This is a genomic window from Photobacterium proteolyticum (assembly GCF_001939735.1).
Classification (GTDB): Bacteria; Pseudomonadota; Gammaproteobacteria; order Enterobacterales; family Vibrionaceae; genus Photobacterium; species Photobacterium proteolyticum.
In genome coordinates this window covers 1-26883 of the sequence record NZ_MJIL01000038.1, presented here as the reverse complement: position 1 = coordinate 26883, position 26883 = coordinate 1, and the positions used below count along the sequence as shown (strand labels likewise).

The 26883-nt window shown below is 42.9% G+C and carries 23 protein-coding genes; 9 read left to right on the top strand and 14 right to left on the bottom strand.

Going from position 1 to position 26883, the window contains the following annotated elements; translation table 11 throughout:
- From BIT28_RS01010 to BIT28_RS00980, 7 genes are all read right to left on the bottom strand, one after another.
- Positions 1-915 (bottom strand): type II secretion system F family protein, encoded by a 915-nt coding sequence (locus tag BIT28_RS01010; RefSeq protein WP_075761776.1) that lies wholly within the window; start codon positions 913-915, stop codon positions 1-3.
- Positions 912-2177 carry a TadA family conjugal transfer-associated ATPase gene (locus tag BIT28_RS01005; protein ID WP_089153646.1) on the bottom strand — a complete coding sequence of 422 codons (1266 nt, stop codon included), beginning with the start codon at positions 2175-2177 and terminating at the stop codon, positions 912-914. The genes BIT28_RS01010 and BIT28_RS01005 overlap by 4 nt, the downstream gene beginning before the upstream one ends.
- The gene (locus BIT28_RS01000; protein WP_075761774.1) at positions 2174-3373 is read right to left on the bottom strand and encodes a CpaE/TadZ family protein; all 1200 of its coding nucleotides are present in this window, start codon (positions 3371-3373) and stop codon (positions 2174-2176) included. The genes BIT28_RS01005 and BIT28_RS01000 overlap by 4 nt, the downstream gene beginning before the upstream one ends.
- A 2-nt stretch (positions 3374-3375) precedes the next feature.
- Positions 3376-3816, bottom strand: a complete 441-nt coding sequence (locus BIT28_RS00995; RefSeq protein WP_139310425.1) for a hypothetical protein — start codon at positions 3814-3816, stop codon at positions 3376-3378.
- A gap of 14 nt (positions 3817-3830) precedes the next feature.
- Positions 3831-5171, bottom strand: coding sequence for a type II and III secretion system protein family protein (locus tag BIT28_RS00990; RefSeq protein WP_425439622.1), 1341 nt, complete (start codon positions 5169-5171; stop codon positions 3831-3833).
- The gene (locus tag BIT28_RS00985) at positions 5168-5887 is read right to left on the bottom strand and encodes a pilus assembly protein CpaB (RefSeq protein WP_139310424.1); all 720 of its coding nucleotides are present in this window, start codon (positions 5885-5887) and stop codon (positions 5168-5170) included. Before BIT28_RS00985 ends, BIT28_RS00990 begins: the two co-directional genes overlap by 4 nt.
- Before the next feature lie 147 nt (positions 5888-6034).
- The gene (locus tag BIT28_RS00980; RefSeq protein ID WP_175577475.1) at positions 6035-6253 is read right to left on the bottom strand and encodes a Flp family type IVb pilin; all 219 of its coding nucleotides are present in this window, start codon (positions 6251-6253) and stop codon (positions 6035-6037) included.
- Positions 6254-6418: 165 nt separating this feature from the next.
- Here BIT28_RS00980 and BIT28_RS00975 point away from each other — a divergent pair, with 165 nt between their 5' ends.
- Entirely contained in the window at positions 6419-6853 is a 435-nt protein-coding gene (locus BIT28_RS00975; RefSeq protein WP_083651686.1) for a prepilin peptidase, read from the top strand.
- 587 nt (positions 6854-7440) lie between these two features.
- Positions 7441-8310, top strand: coding sequence for a LysR family transcriptional regulator (locus tag BIT28_RS00970; protein WP_075761770.1), 870 nt, complete (start codon positions 7441-7443; stop codon positions 8308-8310).
- A 754-nt stretch (positions 8311-9064) separates the two neighbouring features.
- Here BIT28_RS00970 and BIT28_RS00965 read toward each other — a convergent pair.
- Genes BIT28_RS00965 through BIT28_RS00945 form a run of 5 tightly spaced genes read right to left on the bottom strand, consistent with a single transcriptional unit; the run spans position 9065 to position 17564 of the window.
- Positions 9065-9649, bottom strand: a complete 585-nt coding sequence (locus tag BIT28_RS00965; protein WP_083651685.1) for an Lcl C-terminal domain-containing protein — start codon at positions 9647-9649, stop codon at positions 9065-9067.
- The gene (locus BIT28_RS00960) at positions 9649-11103 is read right to left on the bottom strand and encodes an Lcl domain-containing protein (RefSeq protein WP_075761769.1); all 1455 of its coding nucleotides are present in this window, start codon (positions 11101-11103) and stop codon (positions 9649-9651) included. Before BIT28_RS00960 ends, BIT28_RS00965 begins: the two co-directional genes overlap by 1 nt.
- A complete protein-coding gene (locus BIT28_RS00955) occupies positions 11100-13400 on the bottom strand; it encodes a proprotein convertase P-domain-containing protein (RefSeq protein WP_075761768.1) in 2301 nt (766 codons plus the stop codon). Before BIT28_RS00955 ends, BIT28_RS00960 begins: the two co-directional genes overlap by 4 nt.
- Before the next feature lie 9 nt (positions 13401-13409).
- Positions 13410-15548, bottom strand: a complete 2139-nt coding sequence (locus BIT28_RS00950) for a TonB-dependent hemoglobin/transferrin/lactoferrin family receptor (RefSeq protein WP_075761767.1) — start codon at positions 15546-15548, stop codon at positions 13410-13412.
- Positions 15549-15560: 12 nt separating this feature from the next.
- Positions 15561-17564, bottom strand: a complete 2004-nt coding sequence (locus BIT28_RS00945) for a prolyl oligopeptidase family serine peptidase (RefSeq protein WP_075761766.1) — start codon at positions 17562-17564, stop codon at positions 15561-15563.
- Between the two features lie 430 nt (positions 17565-17994).
- On the opposite strand from BIT28_RS00945, the gene BIT28_RS00940 reads away from it, so the two are divergent.
- The 4 genes from BIT28_RS00940 to tusE all read left to right on the top strand — a co-directional run bounded on the left by BIT28_RS00940 (position 17995) and on the right by tusE (position 21871).
- Positions 17995-18918 carry an SPOR domain-containing protein gene (locus BIT28_RS00940; protein ID WP_089153645.1) on the top strand — a complete coding sequence of 308 codons (924 nt, stop codon included), beginning with the start codon at positions 17995-17997 and terminating at the stop codon, positions 18916-18918.
- 251 nt (positions 18919-19169) lie between these two features.
- Positions 19170-20378: an amino acid ABC transporter substrate-binding protein gene (locus tag BIT28_RS00935; RefSeq protein ID WP_425439621.1), complete on the top strand. Its 1209-nt coding sequence runs from the start codon at positions 19170-19172 to the stop codon at positions 20376-20378.
- Positions 20379-20737: 359 nt separating this feature from the next.
- A complete protein-coding gene (locus BIT28_RS00930) occupies positions 20738-21403 on the top strand; it encodes a Bax inhibitor-1/YccA family protein (protein WP_075761765.1) in 666 nt (221 codons plus the stop codon).
- 138 nt (positions 21404-21541) lie between these two features.
- Positions 21542-21871: a sulfurtransferase TusE gene (tusE, locus tag BIT28_RS00925; protein WP_075761764.1), complete on the top strand. Its 330-nt coding sequence runs from the start codon at positions 21542-21544 to the stop codon at positions 21869-21871.
- A gap of 109 nt (positions 21872-21980) precedes the next feature.
- Here the strand turns inward: tusE and yccX are convergent, their stop codons facing one another.
- Positions 21981-22253 (bottom strand): acylphosphatase, encoded by a 273-nt coding sequence (gene yccX, locus BIT28_RS00920; RefSeq protein WP_075761763.1) that lies wholly within the window; start codon positions 22251-22253, stop codon positions 21981-21983.
- 98 nt (positions 22254-22351) lie between these two features.
- On the opposite strand from yccX, the gene BIT28_RS00915 reads away from it, so the two are divergent.
- Both BIT28_RS00915 and BIT28_RS00910 read left to right on the top strand, forming a co-directional pair.
- Entirely contained in the window at positions 22352-23752 is a 1401-nt protein-coding gene (locus BIT28_RS00915; RefSeq protein WP_075761762.1) for a methyl-accepting chemotaxis protein, read from the top strand.
- 189 nt (positions 23753-23941) lie between these two features.
- A complete protein-coding gene (locus tag BIT28_RS00910; RefSeq protein ID WP_075761761.1) occupies positions 23942-25132 on the top strand; it encodes a class I SAM-dependent methyltransferase in 1191 nt (396 codons plus the stop codon).
- 60 nt (positions 25133-25192) lie between these two features.
- Here the strand turns inward: BIT28_RS00910 and BIT28_RS00905 are convergent, their stop codons facing one another.
- The gene (locus tag BIT28_RS00905) at positions 25193-25954 is read right to left on the bottom strand and encodes a sulfite exporter TauE/SafE family protein (protein WP_075761760.1); all 762 of its coding nucleotides are present in this window, start codon (positions 25952-25954) and stop codon (positions 25193-25195) included.
- A gap of 132 nt (positions 25955-26086) precedes the next feature.
- Here BIT28_RS00905 and BIT28_RS00900 point away from each other — a divergent pair, with 132 nt between their 5' ends.
- The gene (locus BIT28_RS00900) at positions 26087-26731 is read left to right on the top strand and encodes a YccT family protein (protein WP_075761759.1); all 645 of its coding nucleotides are present in this window, start codon (positions 26087-26089) and stop codon (positions 26729-26731) included.
- Positions 26732-26883: the final 152 nt, after the last annotated feature.

The window sequence follows — 26883 nt, the reverse complement described above, 5'->3', positions numbered from 1 at the left end:
TCAATCGACACCTCTAAGGATCAGAGAAAGACAAATAAATCCAATCAACTCACTTATCAATACATAATAAAAAATTGGCTTTCCGCCTTCTTCAAACATTACAAAATTGTAATTTTCAGGACTGGTAAATCTCAGAATAATCAGAAATATCACTGGCAATGCTGCAATAATTTTAGCAGATGCTCTCGCTTCTGATGTCAATGCACTTTTCTTCTTATCAATGGATCTCGCCTCAAACATGATACGGTTAATCCTATTGATAATTTCCTTTAGTTGCCCCCCCCTTGATAGGTTTATTCTGATTGTCGACACAAAGAAAAAGTACTCAATGTAAGGAAATTTCTCGCCACTTCTTTCCAATACATCATCAGGATCCTCTCCGATAAGTAAACGCTCTGACATTAATTTAAACTCTTCCCCGACCTCGTTATCCATTTGATTTCCGACATACTCGAAGGCATGGATAATACTCTGCCCAGAAGATAGAGCTCCCGAAAGGATGTTCAGCGCATCAGGAAAATGCTTTTTAAAACGCGATGCTTGCAACTGATTCAGCTTAATCAAAAACAAAGTAAATCCTAACGGTAACCCTATACTATAAATAATGATTATCCCTTGGTTGATTAATACCACATCCAAAATATACAAAGCGATGCATGCTATCAGCATAAACAACCCTATTTTTCTCGCTGGATTGGGTGATAGTAGCGATAGAACATTCTTATACTTTGTTTTTATGCGTACTTTCCAACCATCATCAAATTTATCAGCGTTAATAACAGTCTTTGTTACTTCTGTCTTAGCTGTTTCAAGTTCAAGACGGATATGCGCTTCAATGTTTCTGGAAACTTTCTTTTTTTCCCACCAATAACCGATAACTAGTATGACCAATGGAAACAATGCAAGCCACATCATGCAAATATTCCCTTTACCTTGCTTTCAAAACCAAAATATTTTGCTCGTTCAAAAATTACAGAGCGAGTAGATAACCCCGGACTTCTAAAGCAACCCTGATATCCTGAACCATCATTATCATTAATGGCTTCATAACGGAATATATCTTCAAGGACAACATTTTCTCCTTCTAATCCAATGACTTCTGAAATATATATTACCCTGCGACTGCCATCATGGAGTCGTTTTACCTGGACGATAAGATCAACAGCACTAACAATCGTTCGCCGTATCGCCTCTAATGGCAAATTAGATGTTGCCATCATCACCATGCTCTCAACACGTGCTATTGCATCCCGCGGTGTATTGGCATGCAGTGTTGACATCGAACCGTCATGTCCTGTATTCATCGCTTGCAGCATTTCAAATGCCTCCCCTCCTCGGCATTCGCCCACTATAATTCGGTCGGGGCGCATACGTAAGGCATTGATAACTAGGTCTCGTGCTGTAATTTCACCTGTACCTTCGGCGCTAGCCTGTCTTGTCTCAAGTCTTACCACATGCGGTTGTTGTAACTGGAGTTCAGCAGCGTCTTCTATCGTAACGACTCGTTCAGTTTCACCAATAAAACCAGAAAGCGCATTGAGTAGCGTAGTCTTTCCCGACCCTGTTCCGCCGGAGATCAAAATGTTGCACTTGCAATGGGATGCAATCGATAATAACTGCGCCATTTCAATTGAAAGGGCACCAAAGTCGACCAAGTTATTCAGTTGTATGCGTTGTTCTTTGAACTTCCTTATTGAAATTGATGTTCCGTCAATTGCTAGAGGAGGAATAACAATATTGACTCGACTACCGTCTTCGAGTCGAGCATCGCACAGAGGCTTCGATTCGTCTATTCGCCTGCCAACATTTGAAGCAATCCGTTTAGCTATGGTGCTTAGCTGCTTTTCATTAACGAAGCGTATCGGTGATTTTTCCAGCTTACCATTAATTTCGATAAATATATCATCAGGACCATTGATCATGATGTCTGAAATATCATCGTTATCCAACAGTGCCTGTAACGGACCAAGCCCCTTAAGCTCTGCAAGTAATGCATTTACCAGCTCAGAACGCTGGCTGTTTGTCACCAAAAACTGCTTCCCTTCGACCAATGTATCAACCGCCTCCTTGAGCTGCCCCTCCAGCTCTTTGGCGCTTATTTCAACAATGCTTGAAGCATCAATAGCATCAAAAATCTCATCTCTTAGTTCAATATATATTTTCTTCAGCATTGTTATTTCTTAAATGGCCAAAAGTTTTTTTTATTTTTACTTTTCTTACCGGTCAAGGCTGTTAATAATGGATCAACCTCCTTCATAAACTTACTTTTCTTAAAGTGAAGATCACCTTTTTGAATTACTCCTTTCTCCAATCCCGGTTCGAAACCGATGCTAACGGTGTTTTCCATTTTCATTCTTTTTTCGGCACTCGATATCGACATCGGATAATCGGATAGCGGGCGACTATGATTAAATATAACCTGGTGTTCAGCGTCACCTAGCTTCCTTTTGAGCAACTTATATGCTCTTAGCGAGACAATGGAGGGATCACAAACTACAATAATCTTGTGATATTTTTTTCTCAAATCACCATCATGTATTTCATCGAACTGTCCCGAGGAAACGGAGTCAATCATAAAGTTATATTCAGAAACAAGCTGCTGCGAAAGCACAGTCAGTGTTTCTGAGTGCTTTCCGATGCAAGAATAGCTACTTTCCATAACTAGATAATCGATTTTTTCGCTCACATTATGGAGATAGGTTCTAGCAATGCCTGCATCCATCTCCCGTACAGATAAATCATGACTGTTCATCCGCAATTTTAGCCCTTTGAGACCGAGTAACATATCACCAACCACCGCACAGGTATCATGGTCTATCAAGAGTGTTTTAAGGTTAGCTTGCGTTGCCAAAAGATAGGACAAGGCACAACTAATCGTTGATACTCCAATCCCTCCCCTCGTACCCAAAACCAATACACGCTTCGCAACTCGGCTTTTCGTCTGCGTAGTTACGCAAGCCTGCTCCGGATTACTGCTGACAAACCATAGCAAATCATCAACCTTGCCATCCCATAGCATATAGCTTGCGCCTTGAGCCTCTACCCAATTTTGCATCTTGATGGAATCAAGGCTGCTGATCACAATAACATTAACGCCCACATCCAGACTGGTTGTAGCCTCCGTTACTCTTGCCTTGAGCTCCATGGGTTGACGATTATCCAGCAAAAAGTGTCGGATTTTTTTACCCGCACGTACCATATCTAACGCAACCTCCAGACTCGTGGCGGAGAGCGGCTGGCTATAGCCTTCAATAGCATACATATCAGCAATGTTTTCAATAAACTCAGAATCATCCGATACGATAAGATCCTGATCAGCAATTGCTTCTGTGCTCTTGGTGCTAGAGGTTGTAAATAAAGTCCCCAGATCCATATTTACTCCACCGCCTTAATCGGGTTAACCATACTTAACGCCCTGTTATATTCGAGCGAACATCCGGGCCGTCTTGTTGCTGACTTCCTCATTGACAAAGGTTGGCAGTTATCTCCGTCTATAGTTATGTAAGTTGCTCTAAGGCGTATTATCCGCCCCAACTCCGGAGCGGGGGTCAAAGTAATCTGTCTACGATGCAATTCCTTGTTGGCGATTAATGTATCAACAAACTTTCGGCTATAATCCGACGGCTGACGATAAAAAATTTCATAGTGACTTTTAATCGATAGTGTTTCTATGCGTTTTATGAAAGCCACACTTTTTTCTAATGCAATATCAGGCTGTATCAAAGGGAACTCCAACTGCTCTTCAATTTCCTTGATAACCAGCTTATTTGCAGGCATTGATGATGTGCAGCCAACCAGGCTCATCAACATAACCATGAGCCACCACCTACTCATTGGAATCCCCCTTCGGATAAAATCTCATTTAGTGAAGCAGAGTGCTTTCTTGATAACTCCACACCTAAAAGCCGTTCAAATACGCTGGTTCTTTCCATATATGGCAGTTTCACCTGCTTTGCGGAAACCGGCTCGACCAGGTTGACAGTTGCCACGATGATCAGCTCCGTTTGCAAATAATCTGACTCTGTATGACGAAACAGTGACCCAAGTACAGGGATATCCCCCAAAACGGGTACTCTACTTAACAATTCCCGCTCTTCAGATGTAAGCAGGCCTGCAAGGACAAAGCTTTGTCCGTCAGTTAACTGAACCGTGGTGTGCGCCTTTCTGGTCTTGAGTGAAGGGACGGTGACGAATGAGTCGGAATAACTTACTGTTGAATCAATGGAACTCACCTCAGGCATTAAAGAAAGCCGAATATTCTCAGAATCCGTCACCTTGGCAACGATCGACAGCTTAATACCATATTCTTTATAACTGATAGAAACAGAATCCCCATCTCTCACCGCTATCGGGATCTCACCACCGACAAGAAAACTGGCAGTTTCACCAGAAATTACAGATAAATTAGGTTCAGCGAGAATCTGCCCGAGCTTTTCATCCTCCTTAGCAGAAATAACCGACACAATATCTTCGGCTGAAAAACTGTAAAGGTAATCAACGAAAGTACCAGAATCACTACCTTCGGAGCCATAACTGATACCCAGCTTGCTCAGAAAAGAGCTTGAAACTTCAGCAACTGTCAGTTTGACATTAATCTGATTGGTTGCCAGCACCTTCAAATTATCAATAATGCCTGCATATTGATGGCTAGCTGTATATTCCAGTGCTGCTGACTCGTAGCCGTCACCACTCTTTTGGCTGATGGTGCGTGTGGTTTTGTCTTTCTTCAGCAGCTCACCGACAAGCTGGTAGATTTCATTTTTGACCACCTCGCTGCTGACAATACCATCGAGAACAACCTGCTGCCCGATATTCTTAATTGTTACCTGCTCATCCGGATAGCGAGCCATAACAAGTTGTTTCACCATAAGCAAACTGCGATTAACAATCAGTTCACGATTATATATTTCATTGCCCTGGCGGTCATAGATAATTACTGTCGCCATACCAACATCAATCCCAAAAACAACAACTCGCTGATCATCAATTACTTTATAATCGGCAATATCCGTATCTGAAATAAACACGGTATCAATTTTATTTGTGGTTTTAATCGTTTTTGCCGCACCCTTATCCAAATTCAACAGAGCCGCATTTGCCATTCCTGAGCCAACTATAAATAAGATAAGAATAGTATTTAATAATATTTTAATCATGCTAAGTAACGTCATTGCATACCCCCGCTGATACGCAACTCCCTAACCCCACTAACACCATCTAGCACATCACTACTTTTAATAACCGTTAACTGTACCGATAGTTTCGATGGTACCAGGGTAACATCACCCAATTTTTGAGCCATTTCCAGCTTAAGTATTTCCTCTAGTGACAAGGCAATTAACAAGCTGCTTGGTACATTGCGTTCAGAATCTTTACTTTCGACCGATTTTAATATTTGCACCACTTTTGCATCCCTTACAACCACCCGGCTACTGATACTGTGAATATTGCTGTACCCTGACTCTTTTATGTTATCGACCGATGAACTGGTAGCGACAAAGCTCACTCTATCTCCAATTCGTATAGGCAAAGATTCTATTATTTCTTGATTACCAGCTTTGTAATGATATGGCATCAAGTGATCACCAAGCGAAAGCTGAAGATAACCAGCATCACCTGGATTTAATATATCATTACCAGAGAGGACTTCTCCTTCTTTCATATCTTTTTGATACAGGCTACCTTCTATAACGTTAATAGTATCATAAGGAGCAAAATTATTATTCTTAGCCTCAATTTCATCTATCTTTACCAAGATATAATCTGACTTTTTAACTGTTTTTGACTTAATGACATTATGGGTTAGTTTGGCGACTTCTACTTTTTTTATTATTTTATCTTGAACGATAACTTTGCTTTTAGGTTTCTGAGTAAATTCATCTTGCATTGAAAGTACGAGATACATTACTGAACAGACAATAAGAGTAAAAAAAAATAATCGCTTCATACTATGTTAAAAGTCCAAAACAGTAAAAACTGGGCTTCAAAACATAGTATCAAAGCCCGTAGTAAAACAACTAAGAGTAGAGTATTCTTATTGTGAAGTATTTGCACTCGTCATATTTGCTTTAATGTTAGTCATAGCTGAATCAATAGCACCTCTAAGAACACTATCACTACCACCAAAAACCGCTAATATTAGAGCAGAAAGAGCAACAGCAATAATCGCGTACTCAACGGCTGTTACGGCTCTTTCATCCTTTACATACTTAAGAGAGATATATTCCATGGCCAGCTTAACTTGTTTATACATTATTCCTCCAATTTTTGCTTTAGTGTTATGGCTCTAATGAATAATTTGTCACATTTATCAATAAGTGTCGAATAATTTACATTTATAATTTTATAAGCATAAATTATAGGATTATCATTAACTCTTATTGTATTATTACTTTATGTTCTGGACTATGTGGTAATTATGCTAATCAACAATGTTTTGTTATCAATTATATTTATATTATCTCTCTACTGTGCAGTTTGTGACATCAAAAAAAGAACGATCAAAAACAATAACATTGTTGTTATTGCTCTTCTATGTTCTTTTTTTGCAATTACAAATAATGAAGGGAACATCTATTTTATACAAGCAATAACTATCATTATAATTGGTATACTACTAACTCTTTCTGGGGTGCTTGGTGCTGCGGATAGTAAATTGCTTGCTGCCTATTCGCTCAGTATCGAACCAGATATCCTACCATTAACTTTATTATCAATTCCCATAATAGGAGGGCTACAGATAATTATTATGTTTTTGATTGCAAAATTTGAGAATAAAGCACCATTTAAAAATGGTATACCTTATGCCATACCTATTACATTTTGTGGCTTTATAAGTTTATTTTTATCTTAAAATGGTTAATGAGAATTATTTACACCTTTGATGTATACAGAAAAAACAGATTAAGCAAACATACACTTCTGTTTTTTTACCAAACTCACAAATCTATGAAATAGATGATTTAGTTTACAAAAACTTTACGCACAATATCAATATCGCATCATGTTTTTATAAGCAATTGTTTTTGTATTATTTTATTGGCATTGTTGTATAGAAACAAACACAACGAGAGGCGTATAGAAGATTACATGACGTTATAAAATACAGAGGCACTTAAGAAGTGTTATTAACCATTAACAAAAACACTTAGTGATACATTTTATTTTTTCATGATTATATCACCATTAACTATAACTATAACTATAACTATAACTATAACTATAACTATAACTATTATTTCACAGGCATGGATAAATTAACCTAAAACAACTAAGATCCTAGAAGAAGCTGAAATTGGAATTGTTCATGCAGTCATTTAGAGTTAGAATTTTATATCATATTGCAATAAAAATATCACCTACTACATGCTTTTATTTATTTAAGTTTCATTTTTCAAAAAAAGTATCTTATGTAAACTCAATTTTATCGGCTGAAGTATTATGAGACGCTCAATAGATCTTAAATATCTTAAAACATTAACTCGTGTGATAGAAAAAAAAAGCTTTAGTGAAGCAGCAAACTCTCTATATATAACTCAACCTGCTGTTTCACAGCACATAAAAAAAATTGAAGAGTACTTTGATTGCGAAATTTTTAGCAGAAAAAACGGTCTTAATCTAACGCCTGAAGGGGAGTTCATACTAAAGTATGCAATAAGAACGACTGAACTTCATAAAGAAATGATTAATGAATATTCATTTTTAAAAGGAAGCGGTTTTTTTAGAATAGCCATATCTTCAACCTTCTGTAATGAAGTTGTGGATATAATTGTTGATCAATTGAAAAATATAACCGAGAATAAAATATCTATAGTTAGATTTGATCAAAAAACAAAAGATTTAGTTAATGATTGTGATTTTGTTATTGGCTTTCTTTTTTCCAATGAAAAAATAAATAGTGAAAAAGTTATTCATGAAGAAAATTTTGCGATTTCACTTAATAGCGAAATAAATGAAAATACGCCTATACAAAGAATGATTTACACTAGCCATCTATCCACTTATCATGCGATAAAACTAGTTAGCAGTATTGATATTAATATCGATTTTCAATGTATGTCTATCCAATGTAATTCTCACTCTCAGATAAATAGTTACTTTACCTCTCCCTATACATTAACTATAACACCTATCAGTTCTTGCCCTAATAACGGAGTAATAACATACAAAAAAACTATTCCAGATATCACTGCAAGAATATTTTATAAAGCGAGTAGAACAACAAAGAGTAAAAGAGGGTTTAAAGATGCTATCGATAAAATAAAGGATACTATAATAAACACCCATAAAGTCCAACATTCACAATATTAACACAACAGCCTGCAAATAACCGTAAACTATTTGCAGGCAATCTTTAAACATCAGAAATTCATATCTAATATAGTTAACCTACTATTAATTTAAATTGATTTCACTAAGATAAATATTAACTAAGCCTTCATATAAAATGATAATATATACTAACCTCTATCATTTAGATATAGAAAAGTAAGAATAATGATATATCCTGCTGTACATAATAACTTTAATTCATAACGAAAAAAGTAAAGAGCCATTATAAAAATAATAGTGTTTACAATAAAAACAATACCTAGGTCTTTATTCATTTTAATGATAGTAGTAAAAGGCGTCGAAGAATCAAATTTCTCCAACCACAGAAAACATAAAAAATATGTAGAAATAATATACTGATAGCAATATATTATCCATAAAAATACATTCACTTTGTTTAGATCTTAATGACAATGAAACTCATCCGCAATAAGGTTTACTTCTATCAATTAAACCATGTTATTTTCGATAGCTTTATGTTTCTGTATCTTACCCTCTCATAATAATAGAATAAGATTTTCTCTTCTTACTGCTTTAGTTAAATCACGACTTTTCTTGAATAAATCGCATTGAAATACAGAAGAGACTTTATTAACATTAACAACTATACCATTGATATTTCCATTTTAGAAAAACCCCTAACAAACTTGTTAGGGGTTTCATAACGCTAATAATGTGGTATCACATTAACTATAGTAACTTTCTGAACTCTTATCATCTCACAAGAATAAACCTATTCATCACTAACAAGCAGAACGCTAATAGCTATTTCAGATACGCCGCGTTCGTAAATTTCTCCATTAACCGTGTCATATGTAAGTACTTTTGAGCCATCATGATTCGGTGTATTACTCCAAATATACGCTTTCAGGCTACCGTCACTAGTCTGGTATGGGAAAGCCCCATTAAACGCCTTTCCATTTAATGAAGGAGCTCGGCAACCATGCTCGGTTAATGAAGCCAGCTCTTTTATGTTAGGCAAACGCCACTTAGATTTACCACCAAAATGATATAGTTCGTGGCTTTCACTGCTGTTGATTGCCTGAACATCATTAAGAGCTGCTTGCCAAAAAACTGTACTGACATCACCGTCACATGCCTGGGTGGCTTTATTCCAAGTTTTACCCAATGGACAACGCATCCAGGTTAAGCTCGATATACGATCCTTTACTGTTCCATTGTCATTAAATTGGTAGCGTACGTTTGGAACAGACTTGCCCGTAGAAATCGAACATTCCTGCACCACCTTTGCCTCCTGCGCCGCCATGCCAGTTACGGGAAGCAGCGCCAGCATTAGCCCTAGTATTTGTTTTTTCATTATTTTTTGCTCCCTTTGGCCACTAGGCGAATCGGCATTTGATATGAGTCAGAGTTATCACTATCGACTTTGTCACTGTTAATTTCTACAAAAGAAAATTTGCCTCGATAAGTACCACGAGTTTCAACAAAGGCTCGAATCTCCTGACCTTTAAGTGCTTGATCAGAATATTCGGTAAAACTCGGTGTCGATGTCCAAACCGTACCTGTTTCCAGATAACTCGCTTTACTCTGAAGAGGGAAGTATGCGTAGGTTAATCCGTAAACCAGATCATCGGCATCTGTTTCAGTCTCGCCAAAGTCGATCAAATCATAGAACTCGTATAACGTAGGTAAACGCCAATCTGTAATGCCGCAAACCTCGTTATTGTTCAGGTAATCTACATATTGTTCAGTTGTACAAATGTTATCTCCGGCATCCTGACAACCTGCCAGATTAATATCTTCGATATAAGGTTCGAATTTCCCTGTCAGCTGATAGGCAAACAGACGGTCAAAATGCTGTGGCGAGCTTGCATCGTTCTTTTTGGATTCCCAGATAAGTCCGGTGCGCTCATCTTTGACACATGACCACTCAGTAGCATCCTCAGCCAAGGCCTGCCCATTGGCATCGAGTTTGACAAATTTGAAACCGTTATCTGTCGCATCAAAACCATAATCTGCGTCCTGGCCAGGATAATCGGATGGTGCAACCGCATTATCACCACCATCAGTGAAATAGATGGTAACTCCGGTATCATTAGGTACAACAGCTTCAGCTGAATTGTCCAAGTCATTGACAACATTTTGTAGAGCTTCTTCCGAAGGCGCATCGCTCAGCAGGATATCTTTATAGTCTTCCAGATTCTGACTAAAAATGGTCAATGAGTAACCCGGCGTAGTTTTGTCTACGGCAGAGATAATAGAAAGAATGTTGCTTTCAAGTGTCATGTACTCATTATTACTGCCTTCGCTAAGAAGGTTATCAGTCGCTGGCAATCCAAGGACAAGCAACTGTGCCTTAACGGCTTTAATTGCATTATCTAAGCTAAGGCCACCAGCTACCTGGCTTGCTACAAGCGTAGTAATGGCATTAATTTCGTTACCCGTTGTTTTTTGCTGCCCTGGAGCAACTAGGAATGCATTGGTTGATGTACTTTTAGCATTGGCTGAGCCATAACTAGATTTACTGGTTACCCCAGTGTCCAGATTCACCACAAGAGGTGCGCTTAAAATATTTTTATCGGTACTGGTTATCGTAAACTGGCCATTGCTAGCGGCAGTGCTTGGCTCACCTGAACCGCAGATAAAATCACCATTTAAGTCAGCACAGACAGTTTCATTACCTTTGGCTGCCTGAGCGGTAACCTTGCCTGAAACAGTATAGGTTGGTGTGCTACTGTCTGAACCACCGCCAGAATTGTTACAGCCTGCGACCAGCAAGGCTGCAGCAAGCATTGTTAGTTGATGTTTCATTGATTTACTTCTTCTGATTTAGAGTTAAAGTGTCGCTCACGACGCCAGAACAAAATGATGAGACCGAACAGCAGACTAAGCGGTGTCGATGCACCACCACTACTGCCGGAAACAGAGTCATTATTATTATTTCTATTATCTGTAGTGTCGGCACAGGCGTATGTTGAAACGCGGCCAACAGCCCACTCAACCAATTTTCCTGAGTGATTTGCTGAATAGTCAGTTACTTCCAATCGCCATGTCCCTGCCATTGGTTCGCCGACAAATGCAGAAAGCTCTTTGTCATTCTTCGCAACCCAATAACGAGTTAGTGACTGTTGAGAATAAATTTGATTAGTAAGCAGTTCTTGACGTGTACCTTTAGGAGAAACCAAAGTGACACGCAGATCAGCGAAATTGCCATGAGAGAGCTTCAGATACACAGCCAAGTTTTCATCAGCGGTATTTGAATCGCCGTTGATGATAAAGTTAAAGCTCTTAAAGCCGTAGTTTAGAGAATTATGTTCATTAAACGCAGCATCTGGCAGGACCGAATTAACAACCTTTGCATTCTGATCTAATACCGGCATTCCATATACAAGCGAGGTATCATGCTTCCAGTTCAGAGGTTGAAGTTGGCTTTCGTACTGATACGTCAAATCCGTAGCAAGATTAAATGACTCGCCACAAACAGCAGAACTAGGCAGAGCAATACTCTTATCTAATTCAGAAAACTTGCCTGATTTAATCGTGTCACTGCTACCAATAGACGTCTTTATTGAACCATCAACAGAAGCCTGACGACCGTTAGCAATCAACCTGATGTTCAAGGGGCGAGTATGATCAGCATAAAACGAATCTACTTCGAGCCTGAATGGTGCTTTCAGCAATCCGTGCACTTCAAAATTAGCCTTCAACAACTCGGCATAATCCCGTCCCGGATACAACTTATTCGCGACGTAAAGCATGCTCTCTACCAGATCATGCATCTTCATACTGCGTCCAAGCCCGAACATAGACTCGAGTACTATGGTATCAACTTCCGTAAATGCCTCTTTACCATAACGCTCTACCCCCTGCTTCAAGGTTTGGAACAAAGGCGTTGACCACAATTCATCGCCCAGTTCACCGCCAACGCTGTAATGAGCAAGGTATTCACTGCTTTCAAAGTAACGAGCTCGTTGGTTCCAAAGACTGCGGGTGGCAATTTTGGTACCGAAATACCCTTCCCAGTTAAAAACAGTATCAATTTCAAAGTCACTGCCCTGATCGTATAGCTTGCGGTAGCTGTTTGACCCCGCCCAGTAATCAGCAAAACCTTCAGCCATCGCCCCGGTGTGGCCATAGCCCCAGTCAGGGACAATTTGATAGTGAATACCATGCCCCAGCTCATGCACGACAACATCTGCATCAAGTGTGTCAGGCGAGCCACCAATACCAAACATTACAGCCTTAGGGCCAAAGAAATAGCTCGAGTTATCATTCGACAGCCCACGAGCATCATATTGGACCGGCTCTGTAAACAACGAATACCCCAAAGACTCAAGATAGCGCAATGACTGATCAATTTGATAGAACGCCATTACCTGAGTGAAATCATGGCTTGCAAAGGACAAATTCTTAAGATCATTTAGCTGATCAAATTCAGCAATCCCTTCCAATGGAAGAAACGATGCACTATCACTTTTCTCCCAGTCACCTGAATCCGTGTTTAGCGCTTCAAGGTATTCAGCGTCTACCTGCTTTACCCGGGAATTTGACAGATAATATTTGCCGCCCGAGTTCAGCAGCTCGACATCATGCAATACAAAATGTGCTGGAGCGGGATAATCAGTGATATCCGTCCAGGGCAGCTCTGGGGCCGGCTGTTTATCCATCGTCCTCAAATCTGGATCAACAACATTGACCAGGGCATTAACTAGGGTACCCGTTGAAAGCTCAGGCGGTGCTGTCGCTTTAAGCCTGCGTGGAAACTCAAGCTCTGCCGCTGTAGTGGCAGAACCATTTCGTACAATAGTATCTTCCAGGCTCTTAAATACCCGCTGAACAATACCGGAGCCGTCGGTGTGCACCACAATTGTTCGCTGCGATTTGTATTCACCATCTAAGGAAATATTGAAATTGTACTGATACCCCAGTTTACTTTGGCTCTGATAACGAATGGCTACACTGCCAATTTCCGGATAATGGGTTTCGACATAAGATTTAGCGGCGGCCTGATCGGCCACCACTTCATTTCCTGACGGATAATCCCACTCCCCGCCTTGAGCTGATGCACTGGCCATTACCAATGCGAGCAGAGTAAGTTGACATTTCATATCCAGTCCTTAAAAGGCGTAACGAGCATTGACTGTGAAATAGCGGCCAGGCTCGCTAGAAAAGCGCGTTTGGTCTTGCGACACACCGGCAACGTCCTGATAGCGTGTATATTCGCGATCAAACAGATTGATCACATTCACGTTAAGCTCTAAATCACGTGTAAATGAGTAACCGACACCGACATCGACACTTGCCCAACCAGACGTTTGCGCGCAGTCAGTCTTCAGACCGATATCGGTGCTGCAGCCTGGCGTACGATCCATCGCATCAGCCCAGTTAAGGCGAGCATAAGCATTCATTGCCTCCTGGTCATAATTCAGTTCAACATTGCCTTCCAGCGGCGTAATGGAACGTATGTACTCGTCGTTGTCATCCTTGCCATTGACCCAACCGGCCTTAGTGCTCGCAGACCAATGTTGATCAAAGGCGTAAGCCAGCAAGACTTCTGCACCATAGGTTTCTACACCAGAAAGGTTCTCATAACGTTTCTCCCACAATCCTGACTCTGAATTGAACCCAAGCTCCGAGATACCAATAAAGTTTTGAAACTTGTTGTAAAACACCGCTGCATAGATTTGCCAAGTACCGTCGTCATACTTCGAACCCACCTCAAAACTGTCGCTGGTTTCCGCTTCCAGATCAAAATTAGGCAAAATTTCAAAAGGAGTGAGGGGAACAAAATCATGATTCACATAACCGTACGTTTTGTCATACTCAGGCGCACGGTAACCGTGTTTGTAAGTCACGTATGCATTCAGGTCCGGAGTAAACTGATAGGCCAGCGAAGCGCTTGGTGACAATTCATTACTTGAGTTGTCTTTCAAGTCGAAATCGACACCGATAGCATCTTGTTTTTCTGGTTTCAATTCATGCAAATCGAAACGCAAGCCAAGCATCGCCGTCCATTTATTAATGACGATCGAATCTTGAATAAATGCGCCGAGGGAGTAGCTGCGAGCGGGCGCGAAAGGGTTAGATTCCGAAGTAACCTTGCCGTTCCAATCATTCACAGTCTTAGATACTGGGCGGTCGTGATAGCTCGTTTCGAGCACTGCCCCGTATACCAAGGTATGCATCAATCCATTACTGAATAGTTCCTTATCGAAATCTGCTGAGAGACCAACCAATTCATCGGTAAAGCTGCGATCTGAAATCTCGCGACGCAACTCCGTAACTCCGTTGTTCTCTCTATTCATCAGCCTGTTGATGTATTCTTCGTGATCGGTATAACGCCAATACGCTTTAGTGTCCATATTGTCGAACGCACCGCTTTCAGCATAATATTCAGCGCCAGCCATCACCGTATAAGTGCTTTGCGTTGTATCTTCGTTAAAATCTTTAATTTCCCAGGCACCATCTTTCTGAATGGATGCAGTGCCTTCCTCACGCAGCATTTCATCTCGATAAACTTCGGCCTTGGCTTTCAGCAACCATTGATCATTCAGGTCGTGGTGCAATGTATAAGCGCCATTGATCCCCTTCACATCCCGGTTATAGAGATCTTGCTTATGGTTACGTGTTTCTTCCCCTGTCCAGTAACTTAGTGAGAGTAAACTGCGGGTATCGCCACCACGAAAAGCTAAGTTAGAAGCAACTTTGTACTTATTGCTGATACCTGTGTAGGTCGTACTCACATCAGCATAAAAATCTTCACCCTTGAGAAAATCACCTGGTGTTTTAGATTCTAAAATCACAACACCACCGATAGCGCCAGAGCCATAAACCGTCGAGCTTGCCCCTTTGACCACCTGAATTTGCTTCAGCGTCGACAGATCAAACGAGTTGCGCCCTACTTTGTCATTAATATCAAGAGCTCCATAACCGTCAGACATGGCTATACCGTCTTTCACGATAGAAATTCGATTGCCGGTAATCCCTCGAATAGTGATATTTTGTGACCGGCCTGCGCCGCCGGTAACACTGACCCCAGGCTCTCGATTAAGTGCATCATACAGCTCTGTTGCACCTTCACGTTCAAGCTGTTCACCTGTGACTACCACTACCGAACCTGCTGTTTCAGATAAGCTCTCTTCATACTTATTGGCAGTGACTACGACTTCTTCGAACATGCTGACGCTATCTTCAGCGTGCACCAAGCCTGCCGCCAGTGCTGTCAGCACCGCGACATTTACTCGGGAAAATTTCATTAACGACTCCGATTAATCAGATTTTTTTATTTGGGATATGAGAAATGCGTAATCCATCGCCTGGTTTTCCAAAGACTTCCGTCTGTCTGTTGCATGGCCACTCTGGAAATCTGTCATCAGCAAATAAGGCACCTGGGACGTGCTCTGTTGCTCGATCTTCGAGAGATATTTCGCACCTTCCCAATAAGGAACGCGCCGGTCATTCCACCCCACCCTGACCATCATTGCCGGATAAGGCTGCTTAGAGATATTCAGGACAGGATCATAGGCTTGCATTGATTTAAGCGTTGATGCGTCATGAGGGTTTCCCCATTCCTGGTACTGTTGTGCAGTCAGAGGTAGCGAGTCGTCAGACATGCTGGCAACCACATCAACAAAAGGGACGTTCAAGCTGGCAGCCTCGTACCAATCTGGCTGCTGATTGATTGCCGCAGCTACTAACGTACCACCAGCACTTGAGCCCATTGCCACAACAGCACGACGTCCGCCTTTGAATTGCCGCATTTCCCTTGTGGCCGCTAGAAAGTCATTAATTCCTTGTTGCTTGCGTTCACCACGTCCGGCGTTATGCCAGCTTTCACCGTAGAAACCACCACCGCGAACATGCGCGATAGCGTAGATAAACCCACGGTCCATCAAGCTGTTAATCTGTGGCATAAAGTAGGGCTTCATGGTAAAGCCGTAGGCCCCGTAGCCATACAACACAACCGGGGAGTCATCTTTCAACAATGACTTGTTGTATGCCAATGTCACCGGCACTTGCACGCCTTCAGACTCAACCAAAATTTGCTGTGTTTGATAGCGCCCAATTTGGTAGTTAGGATAGAAATCTTGACTAAGCAAAGTACGCTCATCTGTCGCCAGGCTGTATTCTTCCCATTTAGGAGGCTGGATCAGCGACATACTTCGGATACGGAGCACATTGCTTTCATAGCTGCCAACCCGGCTAACCCAACCTACAATACCTTGCTCTGATAATGGAATTCGCTTCGGCTCGCCGTCACCGTATGGCAAAATCACCAACGCATTTCGTCCCCGGTATTGCTCAATCATCGCCATTCCGGATTCGAACAGGTAGAAATTCTGCAGCTCAGCATTATCTGAAGGTTCATAGCGTTTTTGCCATTCACTGGCAGACCACATAGTAGTTAGATATAAAGCGAACTGACCATCGATATTACTGTTGATAAACACTTTTCCACGGGCAATATCCGCGTAATATTCAGTGTTCGGCTTACGCGCTTTGAGCGCTGAAGATATTTCCCCGGTGCTCAGGTCTAAAATTCGCTGCTCGCTGGCTGATTCATTGTTTGACTGAACCAGTACATAACCTCGGTCACTGGACAAATACGCCGAGACAAACCAACCTTGCTGGCTTTCACGATACATAACTTCAGCTTTGCTGGGGTTAGTCGCAGAACGCTTAACAAACTGATAAGGGCGAGAATCCTGACGTGCTTTGTCGATGGTAAAAACCGACTTATCATCTGCACTCCAGAAAGCGGTTGGCTCCGAATATTGAGCCAGTACGGTTTCCTTGCCAGTTGCCAATTCAATAATCGAAATCTGATAGAACTCGGAACCAGTCAGATCTTCAGCAACAGCTAAATACTGACCGTCATGGCTGAGCGCCCAGGCCCCTAATTGATAAAAATCGTATGAAGCTGCTCTTTGCTCAATATTAAGAAGGATTAAAGATTGTTTTGTAGCTTTATCTCGGCGAAGCAACACACGCTCACCTTCCACATGCGCAAGCTTAAACTCTTCATTGCCTTGAATGTGCCATGGCGTTTCAGCCTTAGTCGGAGACTGTGTTTGCCATGTTGAAAGTAGTTCTTGCTGAAGCGGCTTGAGTTGCGATAGATACGCACCGGCGACTTGGTTCTTTTGTTGAAGATATAGCTTAACTTTCTCGCTGCTGCGGCTATCGTCTCGAAGCCAATTATAGTCATCCGATGCCTGAGCCACCCCGACTACAATCGTGCCAACCAATAAAGCCACATTCTTGAAACTCATACTAAATACCGCAACATACACAATCTCGATAAGGCGGGTATATTGCACTCAAATGATAATGAGATCAATTATCATTTGCAATAATAACGTGACGTAACTCTCATTAATAAAACCTAAATAACAAAATGAGCAATTGTCATTAAGGAATTATCTCGGTTACTAACTAGACTCCTACCCAATAAATTGCGACATTTGCATACAAATAAATACTGGATATCTTCAGAAAATAACTAATTCGATTAATATTTACTCTCTTATACAAGTTAGGTTCAGTTTAACTTCCTCTGGAATTATTTAGTTATTGGCTCCACAGCTCAAATTCGAAAAAAAAACACTATCTCTCTATACTTTCATCAGTTATTTTACTTAAATATGACATTTCCTATGATTTCATAGAATACGAAATACTTAGCCTCGAGTTATTAGCACCATGATCTGTCTGCAAAAACAACAACCTGCATATTGGCTTCTACTCGCCCTTTCTTGCTTTTCATTAAATAGTTACGCAACTGAGTTTAGTACAGCAAATTGCAAAGTAGATAAGGTTAAATCCGGCTGGCAGTATCTGAATACTCAGTGTGATATCGGAAAGGGCTTATGGGGGCGGGCTCCCAAAAATAAAGACAGCAGTTTTTGGATCCAATGCCATTATGGCCAGTCGTTACCCAATTCAAACACCAAAGCAACGATAAATAAGCTATTTAAAAACAATAGCTACCTTGTCCCGGATAACGGCAAATCTCGCTGCCTGATTGGACCGTTCCAAAGCCACGCACAGGCGAAGGCTGCCAAGGCCCAACTAGCCCGTCACAAACTCAAAGATACCTTTATCCGTCAGACAAACACGCAAATCACATTTCCTGGCCAGGTAAAACAGCCACCGGCTCCGGTTAAACAGCGAACAGTTAAAGCTAGCAACAAAAACAGCGTCAAGAGCAATAGCAGAAAAACGTTGGTTGAAAATAGAGTCGTGTTAAATTCGGTTATTTATTCGTTTACGTTTAATAACTTAAAGTACCACTTACCGAGAAACATCAACTCTACCCAAGAGATGCCGCCAATGTTTGTTCGCGAGCACGAGCAGTACTGGTCAAAAGTAAACTACGCTTCGGCGAAAAATTGGTGCCAGCGCTATGGGTTGAGACTTCCTACAGCTGAAGAACTTAAGGAACTTCAAACACACGGACAACACTTCCTGCTGCGCAATAACTGGCCAATCAAGTCGAGTTACTGGAGCAATACAATTAGCGTCTACTCCGGTGAAATCGAGTCGATAAACCTGCGTAGTGGACAACGTGATGAGTACCGTCCACTCGCGCTTCTCTACACGACCTGTGTTACTGCCGCGAGTTGATATCTCCCTATTCGGGAAGCATGCTTTTATCCTTTCAAGGCCACGCAACTGCGTGGCCTTTTCGTCTTATTCATCTTAGTCTGACACTATATTTTATCAGCCTCAAGATCCTAAAATATCTTGAAAACTAGAAGAATTAGCATCTGTTCCTATACTGAATACTGATACAAATTACATAGATTTAATGCATTAGTAATTTAAAAAAATCAAGAGGTTTGTTTTCTCCTCATTTGAATCGACGGGACATGACTATGAAGCAAACACTAAAACTATCTCTGGCCATTACGACCCTGGCATTCTTACTTTCCGGCTGCGACAGTAACAATGCTCAGGACAAAGAATTGATCAAATCACTAGAAACTAAAATACAAACCCTCGAAAAACAGCTGGAACAAGCTGAACAGCCCGCAGCCACAGCAGCCGCAGACACCGACACTAAAGCACTGGAAGACAAAATCATCAGTCTTGAAAAACAGCTGGCTGATAACAAGACTGCCGCAGATCAGCCAAGCAGTACTTTAGAGAAGGTATTAAAGCAAGGATACATCCAGTGCGGAGTCAGCACAGGACTTCCCGGTTTTTCTAACCCAACAGAAAATGGCGAATGGGAAGGATTAGATGTCGAATTTTGCCAAGCCGTTGCGGCCGCAACCATCGGTGATAAAACCAAAGTAAAATATATCCCACTCACGACCAAAGAACGTTTTACGGCACTCCAGTCTGGCGAAGTTGACCTTTTAGTCCGTAACACGACCTGGACCCTTCACCGAGACACGGCTCTAGGAATCAACTTTGCTGGTGTAAATTATTATGACGGCCAAGGGTTTATGGTTAAAAAAAGCCTTGGCGTTTCAACCGCAATGGAACTGGATGGCAAATCAGTATGCGTTCAGTCTGGTACCACCACCGAGTTGAATCTGGCTGACTATTTTAAATTCCGCGAAATGAAATACACCCCAGTAGTCTTTAATACTGAGGAAGAAACCGTAGGCGCCTTCAAAGAAGGCCGTTGCGATGTGATGACAACCGATCAGTCTGCGCTTTATGCCCACCGGTTAGGTATGGATGAGCCTGACTCTGTTGTCGTGCTGCCCGAGCTTATCTCCAAAGAGCCTCTTGGGCCAGCAGTTCGTGCAGATGACGACCAGTGGTTCAACATAGTGAAATGGACCCTCTATACTATGCTGCATGCCGAAGATTTAGGGGTTTCATCGATCAGTGTTGATGATATGAAGAACTCTAATGATCCTGACATTCGTCGCCTTATTGGACTCGATGGCCCGAAAGGCAAAGGACTGGGCTTGAAGGATGACTGGAGCTTCCAGGTGATCAAGCAAGTCGGCAACTACAGCGAAAGCTTCGAGCGTACTGTCGGTATGAGTTCTCCGCTCAAAGTCAGACGTGATGTCAACGCACTATGGCGTGATGGCGGCATTCAATATGCCCCACCTATTCGGTAGTTTCTGCCGTAGCAATCAGGAGGAGCAATCCTCCTGATTGTTTCATCACACGACCATCATAGTATCAGCAGTATTACCTCAGCGCGTTAGTCCCCTCTCCTATCAATTGTTGTCATTCTCACCAACAAGGCCGGGTTTTATTCCCAATTTTGTGAGCCAACTAGGAGTTGAAACATAAATTTACAACTTAGAGCACCAAGATAATGAATTGTTAAGTATTATCTGTGTCAACAACTTACAGAGAGCATATAGCTGATAGTATTCACTCGATTATGTACTAATGACTTGCATTTATAAGTGAATACCCCAATATATGTCTTATTAGCAATCTCCATAACTAACCCTGAAGGGAGTTTTTTATGAACGATCGTATTGTCAATCGTGGCTCAGCTTACGAAAGCGTACTTTCAACCAACAAAGTTCTACGCAACACATACTTTCTACTATCGCTAACCCTAGTGTGGTCAGCTGTAGTTGCAGGCTTCGCGATGGCAATGAACCTACCGCATCCGGGTCTGATCATTACCTTGGTTGGCTTTTATGGCCTGATGTTCCTGACAGAAAAGAACCGCGACAGTGGTTTGGGTATCGTCTTTACGTTCGCTCTAACAGGCTTCATGGGTTATACCCTAGGTCCGATTCTGAACATGTACATCGGTGCAGGAATGGGCCATGCCATTATTCCTGCACTCGGTGGTACGGCATTGACCTTTATGGCATGTTCGGCTTACGCACTTACTACCAAGCGAGATCTGTCTTTCCTTGGCGGAATGATCCTGGCTGGCTTCGTGGCTATCGTAGTGGCTGTTATTGCTAACATCTTCCTACAGATGCCAATGCTTTCACTGGCTATTAGCGGCATGTTTGTTCTGTTCTCGTCTGCAGCTATCCTGCTGACCACACAGAACATTGTCCGTGGCGGTGAAACGAACTACATTTCGGCAACAGTAACACTGTATGTCTCTATCTATAACCTATTCCTGAGCCTACTTCAGATCTTGGGTATCATGGGTGGTGATGATTAATCATTACAATTAACTCTTTTCAAAAAGCGCCTTTCGAGGCGCTTTTTTCTTATTCTCTGCCTTACCAGTTACGACTTTTACTTGCAGCCTCTCACCTTAATCACTATTCTTGCCCGGTTCAAAATATCGAGGCGCATCATGCTTGAATTTGAAGGTAAACAAATCGAAACCGACGCTCACGGCTATCTGAAAAATGTTGACGACTGGTCCGTAGAGCTTGTCCCTCTTCTTGCCGATGAGGAAGGCATTGAGCTTAGCGAAGCACACTGGGAAGTTGTTCACTTTGTACGAGATTTCTACAAAGAATTTAACACTTCTCCAGCTATTCGTATGCTAGTAAAGGCAATGGCGAAAAAGTACGGCGAGGAAAAAGGCAGCTCGCGCTACCTCTACAAGCTTTTTCCAAAAGGGCCAGCCAAACAAGCCACTAAATTGGCAGGGTTACCCAAGCCGGTAAAATGCATCTGAGGCTATCTAGCCCGGTGACTGGAACCTGGTTCCTAGAAACGAATCAACTCGTTCTAGGTTCTAGGTTCTAGGTTCTAGGTTCTAGGTTCTAGGTTCTAGGTTCTAGGTTCTACATAATCTCGAAACCGTCAATATGACGCCACTCGACTTCTTCGGTCTCTACACTGTCTACTCTTGACGATCTCGGACCGGTATTCAACCATTGCAACAGTTGCCCCACTTTCTCTTCGTGGCCGCAGGCCAATACCTCGACACTACCGTCGGGTAAATTCTTCGCATAACCAGTAAGCCCATGCTTTAGACCTTCATGTGCAGTATGAAACCTGAACCCAACTCCCTGAACCATTCCCTTGATCATAGCTTTTACACAAATTTGCGACATGGATCACCTCAAGAATTTCCGCACTATCCCGATAAATAATTACTATGAGCTTTATCAATAAGCCGCTGTATAACACCCGTAAAAAATAGGATGCCCTAATGAAAGAAGTAGCCTTTCGATGGATCGATAAATATCTAATTCATATAACAATACAAGAAAAATTTTACCTTCTATTCTTACTTCCCATCATTGCAATCCTAAGCATCAGTGCAATTTTAGTTGATGCAGCCGATGAACAACGTATTGAAATCACGACTAATCAACTGAATTCAACGGCAGCACTGCTATCTGAGTACAAAATCAGCCAGTCCGAAGCACCTGCCTTGCTTGCGAAAACTGGTGCCCGTATTGGTAATGGTGAGCTTTCTGCCGTCGTACCCGGCATGAACTACTCAATCACTGCAAATGAACTTCCGGGCCTTCTCAGCTACCTAACGACGACTCAAATCAGTATCGCTGCCATTATACTCGTAGTCACTCTTGCTGCGGTGTACTACATCATGACTTTCATTGGTGGGGCGATGTTTACCACCAATAAAGCCCTGCAGGCACTTGCTGACGGCGACTTAACCAGCCGCCTGAACTTCTTCAAGGTTCGTGACGAGTTCAGTACCCTGGCGATCACCATTGACCGTGTCAGCGAAAGGGAACAGAAACTGGTTCTGGCGACCCAGCAAGCAACTGCACTAATGCAACAAATCAGCAGTGATCTCCGCCAGCGTAGCCACGAGAGTGAATCGCTGTCTACGGACCAACAGCAGCATTTGGATTCGTTAGCCAGCGCAACGGAAGAAATGGCAACATCGATCCGCGAAGTGGCTACCCATGCCCATGAAACTTCAGAACAAACCCGCGAGGCGCAGCAGGTTTCGGAACAGGGCCGAGCTCAGGTCAACCAAACCCGTACGGCTATCTCAGTACTTAGCTCCGAGATCAGCCAGGCATCCGATGCAGTTATTGAGCTTGATAGCAATGCGGCCAAAATTGATGACGTCGTCACCACGATCAATGGTATTTCTGAGCAAACCAACCTACTCGCCCTGAACGCAGCTATCGAAGCTGCTCGTGCCGGCGAACAGGGGCGTGGCTTTGCCGTTGTTGCCGACGAAGTCAGAACACTCGCAGGGCGAACTCAGGGAGCAACAGTTGAAATTCAGCAAATGATTGAATCCCTGCAGCAAAACAGCCAGCAACTGATGGAAGTGATGAAAAGTACAGTGACCAACGCAAGCAGCAGCGAACAGCTAATGGATTCGGTTGATAGCGAGATCAACCAGATAACCGAACGTAACCAGCTGATTTCTGACCGCAGTACTGAAATCGCAGCGGCCGCAGAGCAACAAGGCGCTGTCGCCGACAATATCGCTACCAGCGTCGAGCAGGTTCGCTCTCAGTCAAATCAGATCTGCGACGTGATCACTCAGTCTGCCAATCAGATTGAACATTTGAACCAACAGGCGGAAGTCCTCGAATCATTAATGAGCGGCCTTAAAGCCTAACTCTGACCAGTAACAATCCAAGGGCGTGCCAGTGTGCACGCCCTGTTCCTTTCAGCTCCCAAAACAACAAACACAAGCCAGGCAAAGAGAGGCAAAACTCATTTCCATCCCGACCACAAGATAAATTTGCTTTTCCTCCTTGCGAACAACATAATACGCGACCATTCCGAACTCCTTACTGGGCATGTCATGACAGCTTCAATTTATCTGGTTAAAGGCCGCGAAAAGTCACTTCGCCGTCGTCATCCTTGGGTCTTTTCTCGCGGTATTCAACGTATAGAAGGTAAACCTTCTCTTGGGGAAACCGTCGAAGTCTTCGACCATAAAGGCGAATGGTTGGCTCGTGGCGCTTATTCTCCACAATCTCAGATCCGTGTTCGGGTATGGACATTCAATAAAAACGAAGCTGTAGATGTTAACTTCTTCGTTAACCGCCTAAACAGCGCACAAGGCCTACGCGATATATTGGCTCAACGTGACGGCCTAACTGGCTATCGCCTTATTGCCGCCGAGTCTGACGGTATGCCGGGGATCACCATCGACCGCTATCAAGACTTCTTGGTGTGCCAGCTATTAAGCGCAGGTGCCGAAGCGCAGAAAGAGGCGCTGGTTGAAGCGCTGAATATCTGCTACCCGGAATGCAGTGTCTATGAACGTTCAGATGTCTCAGTACGCAAGAAAGAAGGACTGAAACAGCGTACAGGTGTACTCTCAGGCGAGGAGCCGCCAAAGTTTGTTACCATCGAGGAAAACGGCGTCAAAATCAACGTCGATATTGTTGGTGGCCATAAGACCGGCTTTTACCTCGATCAACGCGATAGCCGCCAAGGCGCTGTCAAATACGTAGACGGCAAACGCGTACTGAACTGCTTCTGTTACACTGGCGGATTCGGCTTGTATGCCCTTAAGGGTGGTGCGAGCAAAGTGATCAACGTTGATGTCTCGCAGCCTGCACTGGATACCGCGCGCCTAAATGCAGAAATGAACGAGCTTCCTGTTGAGAATGCAGAATTTGTTAATGCTGACGTGTTCAAATTACTGCGCGACTACCGTGAACGCGGTGAAGAATTCGATGTAGTTATCATGGATCCGCCGAAATTTGCAGAATCGAAATCTCAGCTGGTTGGCGCATGCCGAGGCTACAAAGATATCAACATGCTGGCTATGCAAATCCTCAAGCCAGGCGGTACCCTGCTAACTTACTCGTGCTCTGGCCTGATGGACAATAATTTGTTCCAGAAGATCATCGCCGATGCGGCACTGGATGCCAAACGCGAGGTTCAGTTTATTGAGCGTTTCAGCCAGGCAGCCGACCATCCACTGGACAGTGCCTATCCGGAAGGCTTCTACCTGAAAGGCTTTGCGTGCTACGTTAAATAGCCGTACGCAAAAATAACAGCCACGCAATTAAGCCAGACCAACTATATACGGTCTGGCTTTTTAATCACTCAGGGTAGCTGCTATACAGCCGCATAGCGTCATAATAAATAAAAACCACTTTAAGGTTTCTGGCTTGGCTTTGATGGCCATTTTAACCGCCAAGCTTGCCCCGAACATAGTTCCGAACGCCAGAATTAATCCCGGTCCCCACATGACCAGATCTTCAGCGATAAACAGCCCTAACGCCACAACAGTAAATACCAAGGTACAAAGCATTTTCAGGGCATTGGCACGGACCAGGTCGTAACGCAACGTACCTGCCAAGGCAGTCAGCAGAACAAAGCCAACTCCCGCCTGTACAAAGCCCCCGTAAAAACCAGCAAGGCCCAGCCCCCACCATGAGCTTGGTGTTTCCATGACTTTTCGACTTAGCGTTCCCGGCTCCGGTGCAACAATTGACGGCTTGACGAGAATAATAAATGCCATCGCCAGCATAGTGCCCAGCAACAAGGGCTTTATCCAGCCAGACGGTGCGTAAGCGGCTGCAGCGGCTCCTAACAGCCCTCCAATGATAGTCGGAACCAAAATGGGCCCCGTATCCGACGTATCGAGTTTATTGTGCTTACGGAAACCGACAACCGCAGTAAGTCCCTGTATGGCTACACCAATTCGGTTCGTGGCGTTAGCAACCTCTGCCGGTATTCCCATCACCATCAATGCCGGTAATGTCAAGTTCGAGCCTCCACCCGCCAGGGTGTTTATGATCCCGGCCAAAAAACCTGTAACCAGCAGCAAGCCAATCTCAAGAAGCGTGATATCCATATACTTTTCAACTTCCTATTTAAATTTCTATCAGTTATACATTAATCTCTGTGCTATACGCTACAGCATTCAGGTTATATTCAGGCCATCAGCGCCAAACTGCTGTGATAATAGAACCATCAAGGAACTGACATGAAATTTCGTACTGCCATTCTGGCCTTAGCTGCATGTGGGCTAAGTTTCTCCGCTCTCGCCAATGTCACATTAGAACTTCCCTACAGCGCCGAACTCGTTTTAGTTAACGGTGTTGAGACATCTGGCAACGATCCGCTTTCACTCGAAAACGGTGAAAACCAAATTGCCTTCCGCTATCAAGATAGCTACCGTGAAAACGGCGAGCACCAGATGTTCAAATCTGATGTTGTCATCATGAAATTCTCCGGTCAGGACTCTAACTATCAGCTTAAGCTACCAAAACTACGTACAGAACAAGACACTCAGAGGTTCAACCGTAGCCCTTCGATAACTTTGACTGACGAGCAAGGCAACTCTGTTGATATTCAACAAGATAAACTGATCAAGCACGGCCTGCAGTTCGGACGTAATTACGAAAAAGAAATTGCGCAATACAACCTAACCGATAAGCCTGCCGCACTTAAGTCTGCTGTTGCTGTGACAACAGTACCGGCTGTTCTTCCGGCTTCTAATACTGCCAACATGCCAACGGACGCCGCCCAGCAGGGGCAAAATGTTGCTGAAAGTATGTTGAACTACTGGTACTCACAAGCTGACGAAGCTACACGTGAGCGATTTAAGGCACGAATCAACCAGTCATAGCCGGACTTTTCCGACAACCGGCTTACCGTTCAAAAAAGGCTCAATTAATCTGAGCCTTTTTTTGTTCTTCTGATGTGCCGTCCTGAGATAAGTTGACACTTTGGAGACTTATCAATGAACTCTTCAAATAAAACAGTCGCAAAGCGCTCTCA

Excerpts from the sequence above, each read along its gene's own strand:
- BIT28_RS01010 (WP_075761776.1), bottom strand. The coding sequence starts at position 915 with ATGATGTGGCTTGCATTGTTTCCATTGGTCATACTAGTTATCGGTTAT.
- BIT28_RS01000 (WP_075761774.1), bottom strand. The coding sequence starts at position 3,373 with ATGGATCTGGGGACTTTATTTACAACCTCTAGCACCAAGAGCACAGAA.
- BIT28_RS00995 (WP_139310425.1), bottom strand. The coding sequence starts at position 3,816 with ATGGTTATGTTGATGAGCCTGGTTGGCTGCACATCATCAATGCCTGCA.
- BIT28_RS00990 (WP_425439622.1), bottom strand. The coding sequence starts at position 5,171 with ATGACGTTACTTAGCATGATTAAAATATTATTAAATACTATTCTTATC.
- BIT28_RS00985 (WP_139310424.1), bottom strand. The coding sequence starts at position 5,887 with ATGCAAGATGAATTTACTCAGAAACCTAAAAGCAAAGTTATCGTTCAA.
- BIT28_RS00980 (WP_175577475.1), bottom strand. The coding sequence starts at position 6,253 with ATGTATAAACAAGTTAAGCTGGCCATGGAATATATCTCTCTTAAGTAT.
- BIT28_RS00975 (WP_083651686.1), top strand. The coding sequence starts at position 6,419 with ATGCTAATCAACAATGTTTTGTTATCAATTATATTTATATTATCTCTC.
- BIT28_RS00970 (WP_075761770.1), top strand. The coding sequence starts at position 7,441 with ATGAGACGCTCAATAGATCTTAAATATCTTAAAACATTAACTCGTGTG.
- BIT28_RS00965 (WP_083651685.1), bottom strand. The coding sequence starts at position 9,649 with ATGAAAAAACAAATACTAGGGCTAATGCTGGCGCTGCTTCCCGTAACT.
- BIT28_RS00960 (WP_075761769.1), bottom strand. The coding sequence starts at position 11,103 with ATGAAACATCAACTAACAATGCTTGCTGCAGCCTTGCTGGTCGCAGGC.
- BIT28_RS00955 (WP_075761768.1), bottom strand. The coding sequence starts at position 13,400 with ATGAAATGTCAACTTACTCTGCTCGCATTGGTAATGGCCAGTGCATCA.
- BIT28_RS00950 (WP_075761767.1), bottom strand. The coding sequence starts at position 15,548 with ATGAAATTTTCCCGAGTAAATGTCGCGGTGCTGACAGCACTGGCGGCA.
- BIT28_RS00945 (WP_075761766.1), bottom strand. The coding sequence starts at position 17,564 with ATGAGTTTCAAGAATGTGGCTTTATTGGTTGGCACGATTGTAGTCGGG.
- BIT28_RS00940 (WP_089153645.1), top strand. The coding sequence starts at position 17,995 with ATGATCTGTCTGCAAAAACAACAACCTGCATATTGGCTTCTACTCGCC.
- BIT28_RS00935 (WP_425439621.1), top strand. The coding sequence starts at position 19,170 with ATGAAGCAAACACTAAAACTATCTCTGGCCATTACGACCCTGGCATTC.
- BIT28_RS00930 (WP_075761765.1), top strand. The coding sequence starts at position 20,738 with ATGAACGATCGTATTGTCAATCGTGGCTCAGCTTACGAAAGCGTACTT.
- tusE (WP_075761764.1), top strand. The coding sequence starts at position 21,542 with ATGCTTGAATTTGAAGGTAAACAAATCGAAACCGACGCTCACGGCTAT.
- yccX (WP_075761763.1), bottom strand. The coding sequence starts at position 22,253 with ATGTCGCAAATTTGTGTAAAAGCTATGATCAAGGGAATGGTTCAGGGA.
- BIT28_RS00915 (WP_075761762.1), top strand. The coding sequence starts at position 22,352 with ATGAAAGAAGTAGCCTTTCGATGGATCGATAAATATCTAATTCATATA.
- BIT28_RS00910 (WP_075761761.1), top strand. The coding sequence starts at position 23,942 with ATGACAGCTTCAATTTATCTGGTTAAAGGCCGCGAAAAGTCACTTCGC.
- BIT28_RS00905 (WP_075761760.1), bottom strand. The coding sequence starts at position 25,954 with ATGGATATCACGCTTCTTGAGATTGGCTTGCTGCTGGTTACAGGTTTT.
- BIT28_RS00900 (WP_075761759.1), top strand. The coding sequence starts at position 26,087 with ATGAAATTTCGTACTGCCATTCTGGCCTTAGCTGCATGTGGGCTAAGT.